Source organism: Erwinia sp. V71, from assembly GCF_965644245.1.
Classification (GTDB): Bacteria; Pseudomonadota; Gammaproteobacteria; order Enterobacterales; family Enterobacteriaceae; genus Erwinia.
The window spans coordinates 1-14,587 of sequence record NZ_CBFFRK010000111.1 but is presented as its reverse complement, the minus strand read 5'-3'; the positions used below and the strand labels follow the sequence as shown (position 1 = coordinate 14,587).

Below are 14,587 nucleotides of genomic sequence, written 5' to 3'. Positions count from 1 at the left end.
GCGGGCATCGTGAAAAGTCTATGTCAAAGAAAGAGTTATGTTCTCATAATTGACGATTAAATCGCACCTTCCTTAAGCTCCGCTCATCTTGCTGTTGCCTGTGCCTGCGCAATATAGCATTAAAGCACGCGAGTGGGGCAAAGGTGGACGAGAGTGCGCTGCAGAAGCCTTAATATTAGAAAGGGTTTGAAACCGCCAGATTCACATGATAGGATGCGCGCCATTAGCTGATGGCTTATAACTGTAAGGGTTATCGTCATCACCCGTACTGAACGGTGTCTGCACAGAATGACAAAATAGCAGGCGACAACAGACGGGATGCAACCAGATAAACTAAAGCAATATGTAGTAAATGTCGTAACCGCCGCAAGGCGGTTTTTTTCTGCCTGAAAAACGGTAAAGCAGGATGCTGGCGCCGTGCGCCAGCAGGTTATTACGTTGATTATTTGATGGTTTTGCTGAACGCGTCGACGCCAATCAGTGCACTGGCGACTTCTTCCGGGCTGAGCGCCGGGTTGAGATTTTTCAGCGTATCGCCGTCGCTGTTGGCCAGCGCGCCGATTTTCACCAGGTTCTCCCACGGCTCTTTATCCAGGTGCACTTCTGCCAGCGTGGTCGGCATGCCGATGCTGCGGTAGAAGCGGATATATTGCTCAATTTCTTCGTCCGGACGCTGCTCCAGTACCATCTGCGTCAGCGTGCCGTAAGCCACTTTCTCGCCATGGGTCAGGTGATGGATATCACCGTCAATGGCGGTAAAGCCGTTATGAATCGCATGCGCACCCGCCAGACCACCATTCTCAAAACCGAGGCCGGACAGCAGGGTATTGGCTTCCACCACGGCTTCCACCGCTGGCGTCACGCGTTTTTCCTGTACCGCTTTAAAGGCGCTGAAGCCCCAGGTGAGCAGTGTTTCTTCACAGGCCTGAGCAATCGCCATGCCGGCAATCGTCGGCGTGCCGCTGACCATTGATAAGCTGTGGGTACGCAGCACTGCCTGCGCTTCCACGTAGGTAGCGAGACCATCGGCAATACCGGAAGCAAACAGACGGGCAGGGGCCTGTGCGCAGACCCAGGTATCCACCAGCACCAGATCCGGGTTTTTATCGTAGAAACGGTAGCTTTCGAACACGCCTTTATCGCTATAGATCACCGACAGCGCGCTGCATGGCGCATCGGTGGAGGCAGTGGTCGGCACAATAATCACCGGCACTTTCAGCTCATCGGCCACCGCTTTAACGGTATCCAGCGTTTTACCCCCGCCGAGACCGACCACCATATCGGTGCCTTTGCTCCGGGCGATTTTGCTCAGGCGGCTGATTTCACCGACTGAGGCCTCGCCGTTAAATCTTTCGTAGCTGTACTCCACACCCGCTTCTTTCAGTGACTGCGTCGCCGTATCACCGACAATCTTCCACACCACATCGTCGGCGATCAGCAGGGCATGTTTGCCTTTGCTTTTGATTTGTTGACCCAGTTCCTTCAGAACACCCGCACCCTGAACATATTTTCCTGGGGAAGAAAAAATGAATCTGCTCATAAGCTTAGTCCTTATTTAGTGGATGGTTATCATGCTGTGGTTAATTAGTTTTCTAACTAATTATTTACCGCAAAACGAAGTGCGCGAAAAGCGAGCGTGTCTCAGACGCGGGTTTCATCGGGTGTTTTGTGAGCAGCGTCACGTTTTACGGTGGAGGGAGGTAGCAGGGCAGGGATGCGAGGGTGAAAGGCGGTGAATGATTGATCCCTGCATCGCCGATCCCGCTGATGGTCGTTGTAGTACCAGTGGACAGAAATAAAGCTGCGAGCTGATATGCAACTTTTTGCACAAAAATAGCGGGGTTCAGCTCTTTCCTGCTACTTTTAACCTTGCGTATAATCCGGTCTGAGAATTAGTTATGAGCCTAATAGTCAAGATCGGGAATTTCGTGTGAAGCTGCAACTGTTAATGGTAAGTGACGGGGCATACTGACGTGGCAAAAGAGAGTCCATACGCTCCGCGTGACTGGCAACCACATGAAAAACCGATGCTGCTGGGATCGCCATCGACACCGCTTCATCCCGGCCATAAACGCATCGCCTTCGGCCTGATTGGGCTGCTGATTTCCCTCACCGGCGCGCTGAGTAATGCGCTGGTTACCGCGAACCTGACCAACCTGCAGGGCACCTTCGGTGCTTACTCCAATGAGATCGCCTGGCTGCCTGCGGTGTATGTGATGGGCAACATCTCAATTAACTTACTGCTGGTGAAATTCCGCCAGCAGTTTGGCCTGCGTATTTTTACCGAAGCCTTCCTGGTGCTGTATGTGCTGGTGGCGTTTTTCCATCTGTTTGCCAACGATCTGAACTCGGCGATTGTGGTGCGGGCGGCGCACGGCATGGTCGGCGCGGCACTCAGCTCACTCGGCATCTATTACCAGATTCAGGCGTGGCCGGCGAAACACCGGCTGAAGGCACTGACGATTGGGATTTGTGCCTCACAGCTGGCGATCCCGCTGGCGCGGCTGTTCTCCACTGAACTGCTGCAGCTGGATGAGTGGCGCGGTCTGTACCTGTTTGAACTGGGGCTGGCGCTGGTCGCGCTCGGTTGCGTGCTGTTGCTGAAACTGCCGCCGGGCGACCGCCGTGAAGTGTTTGAGAAAAAAGATTTTCTCACCTTTATTCTGCTGGCACCAGGAATGGCGCTGATTTGTGGTGTGCTGTCGCTGGGACGCATCGACTGGTGGTTTACCACGCCGTGGCTCGGTATCTGTCTGGCGCTGGCGCTGGTGCTGATTGTGGCGGCGATAGTTATCGAGCATAACCGCAGTAATCCGCTGATTAATACGCGCTGGCTGGGCAGTGGCTCGATTGTACGTCTTGGCATCGTGATGATTATGATGCGCATTATGCTGGCGGAACAGAATACCGGCGCGATTGGCTTCCTGCAGCAGATTGGCCTGCAGAATGACCAGATGCGGCAGCTGGCGCTGGCGATTATCGCCGGTATCGTGCTCGGCATTGTCGCCAGTGCGCTGACGATTAAACCCGGCAAACTGAACTGGCCGATTGTCACGTCGCTAATCATTATGATGGTGGCCTCGCTGATGGATGCGCAGTCTAACCCGCTGACTCGCCCGGAAAATATGCTGCTCAGCCAGTTTCTGCTCGGTTTCAGCAGCGCCTTTTTCCTTGCCCCGGCGATGCTTATCGGCATTGGCGGCGTGGTAACAAAACCGCAAAATCTGGTCAGCTTTGTGGTGCTGTTTGGTATGAGCCAGAACCTGGGGGGATTGGTTGGCGCGGCGATCCTCGGCACCTTCCAGACCTGGCGCGAAAAATATCACTCCAGCCTGCTGGGCGATCAGCTGTCACTGCTCGATCCTAACGTGACGGATCGCCTCAGCCAGTACAGCACACTGTTTAGTAGCTATATCGGCGACAGCGCGCTGCTCAGCGCCCAGAGTACCTCGCAGTTGCAGTCGGTCGCCACCCTGCAGGCCAACGTGCTGGCGTATAACGACACCTATTTACTCACTGCCGCGATGGCGCTGGTCACCCTGATGTGGGTACTGTGGCGCTTAAGCCGGCAGCGTTTTGTTAACTGGCGGCAGGCGCAACGTGATGCGCTGGCTGCCTCTTCATCTTCCGCATCAGGTACGGAGCAATAATGAGTCAACAGGAGCAGGTCCAGGCCTCCGAACGTGAGAGAAATAATAAGCTGCGCATTCTGTCGATTGCCGTCGGCAGTGGTATCGCCATTGTCGGTGTACTGGTGATCCTGTACGCCTGGCAGTTGTGGCCGTTTACCAGCAGCGCCCAGAGTACCGAGAATGCGTATGTACGCGGGCAGATCACCTTTATCAGCCCGCAGGTCAGTGGCTATATCACTGCAGTAGAGGTGCAGGATTTTCAGCCAGTGCATCAGGGCGATGTGCTGATGACCATTGACGACCGCATCTACCGCCAGCGAGTGCACCAGGCACAGGCGCAGCTCGATATGAAGAAGGCGACACTGGCCAACAACCTGCAACAACGACGCAGTGCGGAAGCGGTGATCGTGCGTAACCAGGCGGCGCTGAGCAATGCCAAAGCGCAGGCCGTGAAAAGCGGGCTGGATCTGAAGCGGGTGGAAAACCTGGTGGGTGACGGTTCACTGTCGCAGCGCGAGCGCGATGCGTCACGCGCCAGCAACAGCCAGATGGAAACCAATGTGCAGCAGGCACAGGCGACGCTGGATGTTTCACGCCAGGATCTGCAAACCGTGATTATCAACCGCGCCTCGCTGGAGGCGGATGTCGCTAATGCGCAGGCGGCGCTGGAGCTGGCGCAGATCGATCTGCATAACACACGCATTATTGCCCCGCGTGACGGCCAGCTGGGACAGATTTCGGTGCGTCAGGGCGCGTATGTCAGCGCCGGCACGCGCCTGACGTCGCTGGTGCCGGAGCAGATGTGGGTGGTGGCAAATATGAAAGAGACGCAGATGGCGCGGATTAAACCGGGTCTGCCCGCGTCGTTCCGCGTCGATGCCCTGGATGGCGCGCGCTTTGACGGCGAAGTGGAGTATATCTCGCCCGCAGCGGGTTCTGAGTTCAGCGCCATTTCGCCGGATAACGCCACCGGCAACTTCGTCAAAATCGCCCAGCGTATTCCGGTGCGGATAAAAATCACCAGTGCAGAGACCCAGCGCCTGCGCCCGGGGATGTCGGTGGAAGTGACCATTGAGACCCGTGACACCGCGAAGGAGAAGCAGTAATGCGCTGGCAACCGACACTCTGTGCGCTGTTACTGCCACTGATGCTGGCGGGTTGCGCCACGCAGGTGAGCAAAGCGCCGTCATCGTTGCTGATTACGCCGCAGTGGCGTGATCAGGTTGGGCCTGCCGCCGCGCCAGAGGCGCAGTGGTGGCAGGCATTTCACGATCCGCAACTGAACCAGCTGGTTCAGCAGGCGCTGCGCAATAACCCGGATATCCTCACGGCGCGTTCGCGTGTCGATCAGTATCGTGCGCAGTTGCGCGCGGCTGATGGCAGCAACTACCCGACGCTGGATGCCGGCGTCACCGCTAACCGGGCGCAAACCCTGTCGTATGTTACCGGGCTGCCGTATACCCATACCGCGTTTCAGGGACTGCTGCAGTCAAACTATGAGGTGGATTTGTGGGGCGCGCGCAGCAGCAGTATCGATGCGGCACAATACTCTCTCGAAGCCCAGCAGGCGGCCGCTTCGGCCGCTGAGCTGACGGTCGCCAGTTCGGTAGCGGCGGGTTATCTGACGCTGTGCGCACTGGATGAACAGCTGCGTGTGACCGAAGCGACGCTGGCGTCGCGTGAGGATTCGTTACGGCTGGCGCAGCGGCAGTATGAAACCGGCTACAGTTCGCGGCTGGAGTGGCTGCAGTCGTCATCGGAATACCAGACCGCCAAAGCGCAGATCCCGCAATTGCAGCATCAAATCACGCAGCAGGAGAATGCGCTGAGTATTCTGGTGGGGATGAATCCACGTCAGATTGCCCGCTCGTCGCGCTTTGAGCATATTGCGCCGCAGCAGCTGCCTGCACTGTTGCCATCACAACTGCTGCAGCGTCGCCCGGATATTGTGCAGGCTGAACGCCAGCTGCTGGCAGCGGACAGCTCACTGCAGTCATCACGGGCGAAGCTGCTGCCGTCACTTAACCTGACGGCATCCGGCACCATGCAGAGTTCAGTGCTGCATGAACTGGTGGATAACCCGTTCCGCTTGTGGAGCATTGGCGGCAGTGTGCTGGCGCCACTGCTGAATCGCGAAGCACTGACGGCGCAGGTGGATGTGTCGATGGCATCGCGTAATCAGGCGCTGTACAACTACGAAAAAGTGGTGCGCAACGCTTTCAGCGAAGTGAATACCGCGGTGGATGCCATCCAGCGTACTGGCGAGCAGCTACAGGAGCGGGAACAGCAGCAGCAGGTGCTGAGCGATGCCCTGCGTATCGCGCGGAATCGTTATCAGAATGGTTATGCTTCGTATCTGGATGAGCTGGATGCGCAACGCACGCTGTTTACCACCCAGCTTACCGTGGTGCAGCTGAAGAACAGTCTGTTGCTGGCGCAGGTCGATCTTTATCGCGCGCTGGGCGGTGGCTGGCAGCCAGAACCGGAGCATCCTTGATCACCTGAATTGCGCCTTCCCCCATGACATGGTGCAAGGCTGGGGGAGCCGTGAGCACGGAGCTGGCATTTCCCCCACCCAGACCCTCCCACACGAAGCGGAGGAGGGGGTAAACCCCAGGGCAACCTCACACTTCTCACCGGACGGGCTGGTTAAAATGTGATCGCACCAGCTAAAACTGTCATCTCATCTTGTATGGTAGTAAACCCAGCGCTAGCTTTTCCCTGTACCCATAACAACGTTGCCGCTCTGCGGTATCACAACGAGGTTGCCATGATTAATCGTGCGCAGGAAAAGCCCATCGGGCTGAAAAATATGCTGGCGTATGGCGGTGGGGACGTTTTCGGGGGCGGCAGCTTTGCCGTTCTTGGTCTCTGGTTAATGTTCTTCTATACCACTTATGGCGGATTAAGTCCCGCCGAAGCGGGGGCGGTCATCGCCATCGCCCGTCTGCTGGATGCGTTTTTCGATCCGCTGATGGGTTATGTCACCGATAACTTCTGGCGCACGCGGCTCGGGCAGCGCTTTGGCCGTCGTGGCTTTTTCTTCCTGCTCGGTGCGCCGCTGGTGTTTATCAGTTACGTGGTGATGTGGATCAGCGATATGGGATTTGGCTACTATCTGGCGACCTATATTCTGTTCTATGCCGCCTACACGCTGGTGATTGTGCCGTATGAAACACTGGCGGCGGAGATGACCCATGACTTCCGCGTGCGTTCGCGACTGACCGGTGTGCGGATGTTCTTCTCGATGGGCGCAGGCATTCTGGCGGCGTGGCTGCCGGGTGCGATAATCGCGCTGCTCGGTGAAGATGCCTCTTCATCGTTCCTGTATATGGGCATTATCTTCGCCACCCTGTTCGCGATTGTGATTGTCTGCCTGTATCTGTTCACCTGGGAACGGCCGATTGCACTGGAGCAGCAGGCGCCAAAAGTGGCGTTCCGCCGCGATATGCGCGCGCTGTTCCGTTCGCTGCTTTCCACCCTGAAAGTGCGCACCTTCCGCCAGCATGTGGGCATGTATCTCGGCGCGTATGTGGCGCTGGATGTTCTCGGTGCGGTGCTGGCGTACTACATCATTTTTGTTCTCGGTCACAGCACCGTCGACGCGGCTAACGGTATGACTTTTATGTCGATCGTGCAGTTCTTCTGCATCGCGGCATGGATACCGCTGTGTATTCATATCGGCAATGGCGCGGCGTACAAGCTGGCGCAGTTCTTTATGCTGTCGAGCGTGGCGCTGTTTATCAGTATTTATGCCTTTGAACTGCCGTCGACCTTATGGCTGGTGTGGCTGGCGGCGCTGATTATGGGCATGGGACGCTCCGGCACCCAGTATGTCTGCTGGAATATCTACAGCTTTATTCCCGATGTCGATGAGATGCTCACCGGCCAGCGCCGTGAAGGTATTTTCGCCGGAGTGATGACCTTCGTGCGCAAAGCGGTACAGGCTGCGGCGCTGTTTATTGTCGGCATGGTGCTGCAGGCGTATGGCTTTGCCGGTAAAGGTGTGGCGCAGCAACCACCGGAAGCGATTCATGGCATTGCGCTGGTGTTTGGCGTCGGTGAGGTACTGTTTCTGGCGATCGGTGTGTTCAGCTCGCTGCGCTTCAGTCTTAACCGCCATAACCATGCGCTGCTGATCGGTGAAATCCAGCGGCGTAAACAGGGCGGCTCACCGGCGGCGGTGACGCCAGAGGCAAAAGCCGTCGCCGAGACGCTGACCGGCTGGCCATACCATCAGCTGTGGGGCAATAACGACATTCTGCGTCACATTGACCCGCAACCTTCCACTCCAGAGATGCAACGAGAGATTAAACATGACGCGAATAGCCTTTGATGAGATGAAGTCCACGATTGAACGTGCGTTGCTGAATGCCGGAATGGCACCGCCGCAGGCAGCCATTTGTGCTCAGGTGCATACCGAATCCAGCTGCGATGGCATCTATTCACACGGGCTGAACCGCGTGGCGCGCTTTGTTGATTATCTGCAGAAAGGCTGGGTGCGGGCGGATGCGCAGGCGGAGAAAGTGAAAGCGCTGTCGGTTATTGAAATCTGGGACGGCCAGCAGGGGCCTGGCGTCACCAATGCGCTGCTGGCGGTGGATCGCGCCATGGCGCTGGCACGTGAGCATGGCATGGGACTGGTGGCGATGCGCAACAGTACGCACTGGATGCGTGGTGGCACCTACGGCTGGCGGGCGGCAGAGCAGGGGATGGCGGCGATCTGCTGGACCAACACCGAATCCTGTATGCCAGCCTGGGGCGGTAAGGATTCCCGTATCGGCAATAACCCGTTTGTGATGGCAGTCCCCGCCACGTCAGGGCCGCTGGTACTGGATATGGCGATGTCGCAATACTCTTACGGCAGGCTGGAGGTAACGCGACTAAAAGGTGAACAACTGCCGTATGCCGGTGGTTTCGACCAGCAGGGTCATCTCACTGCGGATCCTGGCCTGATTGAGGCGTCGCGCCGCATTCTGCCGACCGGCTACTGGAAAGGTTCCGGGCTGGCGATCCTGCTGGATGCGATGGCGGCGCTGCTCTCGGCAGGCAACGCCACGCCGCAGATTGATAACATTGGTCGCGGCAGCTGCACCGGGGCGAGCCAGATCTTTATGGTGTTTGATCCGGCACAGCTGGGTGGCAGCGAATTCACCACGCAGATGGCTAACAGCATTGCTGATTATGGAAGGTGCGATTTAATCATTCAAAGTTCTGTTCATGACTACAATGATTGCCGTTCATCTATCGTTTTCAGTGTTTTGGGCGGTTCTTTGTTCATTTACCATACGATGACAGGACGAAAAAATGGTTCCCATCGAATTAATCGCACCTTCCTTATGTTAACAGTTCTGAACCGGCGGAAGGCGTGAGATCGGTGACATGGCCAGGGCAACGTCAGCGCATCACGCGCGAGGAGAATTTACGTCAGGGCATTCCGGTGGATGACGGGGTGTGGCAACAGGTGGTGCAACTGGCAACCCGTTAACAGTGAACAGGCGCGGCGACGCGCCTGTTCTCAGGATTGGTTTACGCGTGTGGTTACTGCATAATAAGCCATCCAAATCACAATAATAATCATTTCTGCCTGATGACTATCGACGTTACTTCCGGTGCCCGACGCCGGTTTCTGCAGTTAATGGCATTGTCGCCGCTGATGTTTTCCTCACTCACCCGGGCTGAACAAATCGATCTGTCACGCATTATCGTGCTGGAGTGGCGGCCGGTAGAACTGCTGATGGCACTGGGTGTCGCCCCGATGGCGATTGCCGATATTCCTGGCTACCACCGCTGGCTGGTGGAACCCGTGCTGCCGGAAAATGTGCTGGATGTCGGCCTGCGCACGGAACCTAATCTTGAACTGATGATGCGCCTGAAGCCGTCGCTGATTATGCGCTCCAACGGCTATGGCCCGACGGCGGAATCACTGCGCCCGATAGCGCCGGTGTGGGGTGGCGATTTTACCGATGGAAAATCTGCGCCGCTCACGCTGTTGCGGCGGGACCTGTTGCGTCTCGGCGAGCGGCTGAACCGCCAGCCGCAGGCGGCGCAGCATCTGCAGATGATGGATGCGCAGTTTCGCCAGCACCGGCAGAACCTTGCAGCGTTCCGTGAGGAAAAGCTGATGATTTTCTCTTTCCTCGACAGTCGCCGGGTGATGATGTTTGGCGACAGCAGCCTGTTTGCTAACGGCATGGCGGAAATTGGCCTGCAAAACGGCTGGCAGGGTAAGGTCAGCCCGTGGGGCACCACTATTGTCGGTATCGAAACGCTGGCGCAGGTGAAGAATGTGCGCGCCATCGGCCTGATGCATGGCGCTAACGACCCGGCAAGAGAGCTGACCCGTTCTGATCTATGGCGCAGTATTCCTTTCGTGCGTGAACAGAAATTACATTTGCTGCCAGCGATCTGGTTTTATGGCGGTAGCTATTCGGTGCTGCGTTTTTGCCGCCTGCTGGAACAGACGCTGCTGGAGAACGCATGAAATCGCTGATTTTACCTCTGCTGCTGCTGGCGGCCATGTTGCTGACCGTAGCGAATTTCCATGCGCAGCTGGCGCTGCCGCTGTGGCGCAGTGCGCTGTTTACCCCGGACGAACATGACGTTAACCAGATGCTGGTGCATTTCAGTCTGCTGCCGCGCACGCTGCTGGCGCTGCTGGTCGGTGCCGGACTGGGACTCGCCGGGACGCTGTTCCAGCAAATCCTGCGTAATCCGCTGGCGGAACCATCCACGCTTGGCGTGGCGGCAGGCGCACAGCTGGGGATGAGCCTGGCGATACTGTATGCCGCCAGCTGGGGCGAAACTGGTCAGCAACTGGCGGCGCTGGCGGGGGCGATTGCGGTAGGTGGCGTGGTGATGCTGGTTGCCAGCGGCAAACGGATGTCACCAGTGACGCTGATCCTGACCGGGCTGATGGTGGGGATGTATTGCGGCGCACTGAAGAACCTGCTGGCGCTGTTTAATAATGATCGGCTGCAGAGTCTGTTCCTCTGGAGCAGCGGCATGCTGAACCAGAATGACTGGAGCCAGGTGAATTTCCTCTGGCCACGGTTGTTAATCGCACTGGTGCTGATTGTGCTGATGATCCGCCCGCTGAACCTGCTGGGACTCGATGATGGCGTGGTGCGCAATCTGGGAATGCGGCTGGCGCTGGTACGCTTTAGCGGCCTGATGCTGGCGGTGGTGATTAGCGCCATGCTGGTGAGCGCCGCTGGCGTGATCGGTTTTATCGGCCTGTTTGCGCCGATTATGGCGAAACTGCTGGGCGCGCGGCGTCTGGCGGCGCGCTTACTGCTGTCGGCGCTGCTCGGTGCAGTGTTGTTGTTACTGAGCGACCAGGCGGTGATTGCGCTGGCGCGGGTGTGGGTGGAATTACCTACCGGTGCGCTGACCGCGCTGGCGGGGGCACCGCTGATGCTGTGGCTGTTGTCACGTCTTCGTCACCGCCAGATTGCCAGCAGTGATAATCGTCATGCGCTGATGGCGGAAAGGGTACTAAGCCCGCGTTTGATCGGCGCGATAGTGCTGTGTCTGCTGCTGATGGTGTTGCTGGCGCTGTTTGCCGGTGACCGGCAGAGCCTGTGGATTGATACTCATGCGGTACTGCAGTTCCGCTGGCCGCGGGTACTGGCGGCGCTGGCGACGGGCGCGATGCTGGCGGCGGCAGGGACGCTGGTGCAGCGTATGACGGGCAATCCGATGGCCAGCCCGGAAGTGCTGGGTGTCAGTACCGGCGCTGCCTGCGCCATTGTGTTGCTGATGTTCTTTATCCCCGGTGATGTCAGCGCGTTGCAGTTTCCGGCGGGCTGTGTCGGTGCCGCGCTGACACTGTTACTGATTTTGCTGATGGCGCAGCGCGGCGGGCTATCGGCAACGCGGATGCTGCTGACCGGGGTGGCACTAAGCACGGTGTTTGGCACTTTCCTGACGCTGTTTCTGGTCAGTGGCGATCCGCGTACGACCGAGGTGCTGAGCTGGTTATCAGGGTCGACCTATCAGGTCACGGCAGGGCAGGCGAGCTGGACGGCGGCGCTGGCACTGTTGTTACTGTTGCTGACACCGTTGCTGGCGCGCTGGCTGACCATTCTGCCATTGGGTGGGGTAACGGCGCAGTCGACCGGCGTGCCGGTTAACCGGGCGCGAATCGTGATTCTGCTGCTGGCGGCGGCACTGATCGCTGCCGCGACGCTGTGCATTGGCCCGCTGAGTTTTGTCGGACTGATGGCGCCGCATCTGGCGCGGATGGCCGGTTTCCGCCGCGCATTGCCGCGACTGCTGGTGGCGATTCTGGCCGGGGCAGGGCTGATGCTGCTGGCGGATGCGCTGGGGCGGGTGCTGATATTCCCGTATCAAATCCCCGCGGGCCTGCTGTCGACCTTCCTTGGCGCACCATGGTTTATCTGGTTACTGCGCCGCGCATAGGTCTGCGACACGGGTTGAACTATTTTGTAAAGAGGCTGTCACCGGATGTAATTTTCTCTTGCAAATGTGAGGATGCTAAGGATAATCGCAAATCTCAATAATAATGATTATCACTTAGTCTCCAGGAACACACAGATGCATAGCTCCCCGATTGCTACCAGCAAGTTTAAACCGACTTTGCTGGCGATGATGATTAGCGCAGCGGCCTGTCCGGCATTTGCCGCGACAGAAACCGATAACACAGCAACTGACACCAGTAAGCAGAATGAGTCAACCATGACGGTAGTGGCACCGGCAGGCAGTGACTTTAAACCAGGCGGCGACGAACTGGTTCCGGCTTATCTGGATGGTCAGGTGATTAATGGTGGCCGTATGGGGATGCTCGGCCAGCAAAACGCCATGGATGTGCCGTTTAATGTGGTGGGATACAGCTCTAAGCTGATTGAAGACCAGCAGGCGAAAACCATTGCGGATGTGGTGCGTAATGATGCGTCTGTGCAGAATGTTCAGGGTTTCGGTAGTTATGCTCAGAATTACCGAATTCGTGGTTTTGATCTTTACGGTGATGATATGACTCTGGGCGGCCTGCCGGGTGTAATGCCACGCCAGATTATCGCTGCAAATATCATTGATCGTGTCGAAGTGTTTAAAGGTACCAACGCCTTAATGAATGGTTCATCAACAACAGCTGTTGGTGGCATGATCAATCTTGAGCCAAAACATGCGGATGATGTACCGTTAACGCGTGTCGGTGTTGATACACATCGTCTTCGCAAGTGGGTGTCTCAGTGGATGCAGGGCGCCGTTTTGGTGATGATAACCAGTTCGGTGTCCGTGTGAACCTGCTTAATCGTGAAGGGGAAACCGCAGTAGATGATGCAAAACGTCGTGCTACTGTTGCTGCTATTGGACTTGATTACCGTGGCGATAATCTGCGCACCTCACTCGATATGGGATACCAAAAGCAGACTGTTCATGGTGGTCGCCAGGGTGTAAATATCTACTCGGCTGATTTTATTCCAGAGGTTCCTTCTGCTACACATAATACCGGGCAGAAATGGGCTTACAGCGATATTGAAAGTAAGTTTGCTATGTTGCGTGGCGAATTTGATATTGCACAAAACTGGACTCTGTATGGTGGGGTTGGTGGGCAATACTCTCAGGAGTATGGTGCTTATGGTACTCCTGCTGTTAGTGCAACTGATGGTACAGCAAGCATTTATCGTATGGATGTAAACAGTACCTATGATGGTGCAAGTGGAATGTTTGGTGTTCGCGGCAAGTTTGACACTGGTCCAATTAACCACAATGTTAACTTTGGCTATTCAGCATACCGAATCCGCTTTAAGTCTGCTTTTGATACATCCACTCCTGTTACTACAAATATCTATGACACACAAGATATCTCCACACCTGAATTAGATGGGTTCTATGGCAGTGGTGGTGATCTTGACGCTCCACGAGTGAAAGAGCGTACACGTTCACAAGGTATTTTGCTGAGTGATACTTTGGGAATGCTGGATGACAAGGTACTGATAACTCTCGGTGCCCGTCATCAAAAAATCGTCTACGGTGCATACGACTATGGCACTCAAGCAGAAACAGCCAATTCCAGTTTCGAGAAAAGTGGCTGGTCGCCAGCATATGGCTTAGTAGTAAAACCTTGGGAGCATGTTTCTCTGTATGCTAACCATATTGAGTCACTGCAAAAAGGGTTTATAGCACCTACGGGTACAGCCAACTATGGCAGTAGTACAGATATTATCCACTCTAAACAAAATGAAGTTGGTGTAAAAGTCGACTACCAACGTGTGGGTGGTTCACTGGCATTATTTGAGATTAAAAAGCCTTCGGCGTTTGTGAATGCTGACAATGTTTATGCGTTAAACGGTGAACAACGCCATCGCGGTATTGAATTGAACGTATTCGGTGAACCTGTTCTGGGACTGCGACTGAACGGAAGTGCGACCTGGATTAATGCTCAGCTTACCAAAACGCAAGATGGAACTAATGATGGCAACAGCCCGATTGGTGTTCCTGCTTACAATTTTGTTCTGGGCGCAGAATATGATATCCAGCCAGTTGAAGGTCTGACTGCGACGGCATTGGTTAACCATAATGGTGCTCAATACGTGAATGCAACCAACACTCGCAAAATTGATAGCTACACGACACTGGATCTGGGTGTTCGTTACAGCATGAAGATGAATGACAACGATATGGTATGGCGCGTTGGTGTGGATAACGTAACTAATGAGAAGTATTGGTCAAATGTGGAAAGCAATGGCTACTACATCTACCAGGGCGACCCACGTACTCTGAAAGTCTCCATGACCTACGATTTCTAAGTACGTCCACCGGACAGTCCCTTCCCCCGCGAGCGGGGGAAGGTCAGGATGGGGAAACCAGCGACTGCGTTCTCAAACCGTTGCTCCCCCACCCCAGCCCTCCCCCACGTGTACGGTCCGGGGACATTGCAGACAGGTGTTCGGGGACATGGTGAACACTTTTTAACATCCTTTACCCATGGT

8 protein-coding genes and 1 pseudogene are annotated in these 14,587 nt (G+C 56.1%); 8 read left to right on the top strand and 1 reads right to left on the bottom strand.

Annotated elements, in window-relative coordinates; genetic code table 11:
• Nucleotides 1-442 precede the first annotated feature (442 nt).
• Nucleotides 443-1,540 carry a glycerol dehydrogenase gene (locus ACSZO1_RS17910; RefSeq protein WP_437615034.1) on the bottom strand — a complete coding sequence of 366 codons (1,098 nt, stop codon included), beginning with the start codon at nt 1,538-1,540 and terminating at the stop codon, nt 443-445.
• Between the two features lie 433 nt (nt 1,541-1,973).
• On the opposite strand from ACSZO1_RS17910, the gene ACSZO1_RS17905 reads away from it, so the two are divergent.
• The 8 genes and pseudogenes from ACSZO1_RS17905 to ACSZO1_RS17870 all read left to right on the top strand — a co-directional run bounded on the left by ACSZO1_RS17905 (nt 1,974) and on the right by ACSZO1_RS17870 (nt 14,404).
• Nucleotides 1,974-3,650 carry an MFS transporter gene (locus tag ACSZO1_RS17905; RefSeq protein WP_437615032.1) on the top strand — a complete coding sequence of 559 codons (1,677 nt, stop codon included), beginning with the start codon at nt 1,974-1,976 and terminating at the stop codon, nt 3,648-3,650.
• Entirely contained in the window at nt 3,650-4,738 is a 1,089-nt protein-coding gene (locus ACSZO1_RS17900; protein WP_437615030.1) for an HlyD family secretion protein, read from the top strand. The genes ACSZO1_RS17905 and ACSZO1_RS17900 overlap by 1 nt, the downstream gene beginning before the upstream one ends.
• On the top strand, nt 4,738-6,129 hold the full coding sequence (locus tag ACSZO1_RS17895) for an efflux transporter outer membrane subunit (protein WP_437615028.1): 1,392 nt from the start codon (nt 4,738-4,740) through the stop codon (nt 6,127-6,129). Before ACSZO1_RS17900 ends, ACSZO1_RS17895 begins: the two co-directional genes overlap by 1 nt.
• Before the next feature lie 273 nt (nt 6,130-6,402).
• On the top strand, nt 6,403-7,968 hold the full coding sequence (locus ACSZO1_RS17890; RefSeq protein WP_437615026.1) for an MFS transporter: 1,566 nt from the start codon (nt 6,403-6,405) through the stop codon (nt 7,966-7,968).
• Nucleotides 7,949-9,004 (top strand): 3-dehydro-L-gulonate 2-dehydrogenase, encoded by a 1,056-nt coding sequence (gene yiaK / locus ACSZO1_RS17885; protein WP_437615024.1) that lies wholly within the window; start codon nt 7,949-7,951, stop codon nt 9,002-9,004. The genes ACSZO1_RS17890 and yiaK overlap by 20 nt, the downstream gene beginning before the upstream one ends.
• A gap of 218 nt (nt 9,005-9,222) precedes the next feature.
• Nucleotides 9,223-10,116 (top strand): Fe(3+)-hydroxamate ABC transporter substrate-binding protein FhuD, encoded by an 894-nt coding sequence (gene fhuD, locus ACSZO1_RS17880; RefSeq protein WP_437615022.1) that lies wholly within the window; start codon nt 9,223-9,225, stop codon nt 10,114-10,116.
• Nucleotides 10,113-12,056 carry a Fe(3+)-hydroxamate ABC transporter permease FhuB gene (gene fhuB, locus ACSZO1_RS17875; protein ID WP_437615020.1) on the top strand — a complete coding sequence of 648 codons (1,944 nt, stop codon included), beginning with the start codon at nt 10,113-10,115 and terminating at the stop codon, nt 12,054-12,056. The genes fhuD and fhuB overlap by 4 nt, the downstream gene beginning before the upstream one ends.
• A 135-nt stretch (nt 12,057-12,191) precedes the next feature.
• Nucleotides 12,192-14,404 (top strand): annotated as a pseudogene (locus ACSZO1_RS17870) (TonB-dependent receptor).
• The last annotated feature ends 183 nt before the right edge of the window (nt 14,405-14,587 follow it).

Excerpts from the sequence above, each read along its gene's own strand:
- ACSZO1_RS17910 (WP_437615034.1), bottom strand. The coding sequence starts at position 1,540 with ATGAGCAGATTCATTTTTTCTTCCCCAGGAAAATATGTTCAGGGTGCG.
- ACSZO1_RS17900 (WP_437615030.1), top strand. The coding sequence starts at position 3,650 with ATGAGTCAACAGGAGCAGGTCCAGGCCTCCGAACGTGAGAGAAATAAT.
- ACSZO1_RS17895 (WP_437615028.1), top strand. The coding sequence starts at position 4,738 with ATGCGCTGGCAACCGACACTCTGTGCGCTGTTACTGCCACTGATGCTG.
- ACSZO1_RS17890 (WP_437615026.1), top strand. The coding sequence starts at position 6,403 with ATGATTAATCGTGCGCAGGAAAAGCCCATCGGGCTGAAAAATATGCTG.
- yiaK (WP_437615024.1), top strand. The coding sequence starts at position 7,949 with ATGACGCGAATAGCCTTTGATGAGATGAAGTCCACGATTGAACGTGCG.
- fhuD (WP_437615022.1), top strand. The coding sequence starts at position 9,223 with ATGACTATCGACGTTACTTCCGGTGCCCGACGCCGGTTTCTGCAGTTA.
- fhuB (WP_437615020.1), top strand. The coding sequence starts at position 10,113 with ATGAAATCGCTGATTTTACCTCTGCTGCTGCTGGCGGCCATGTTGCTG.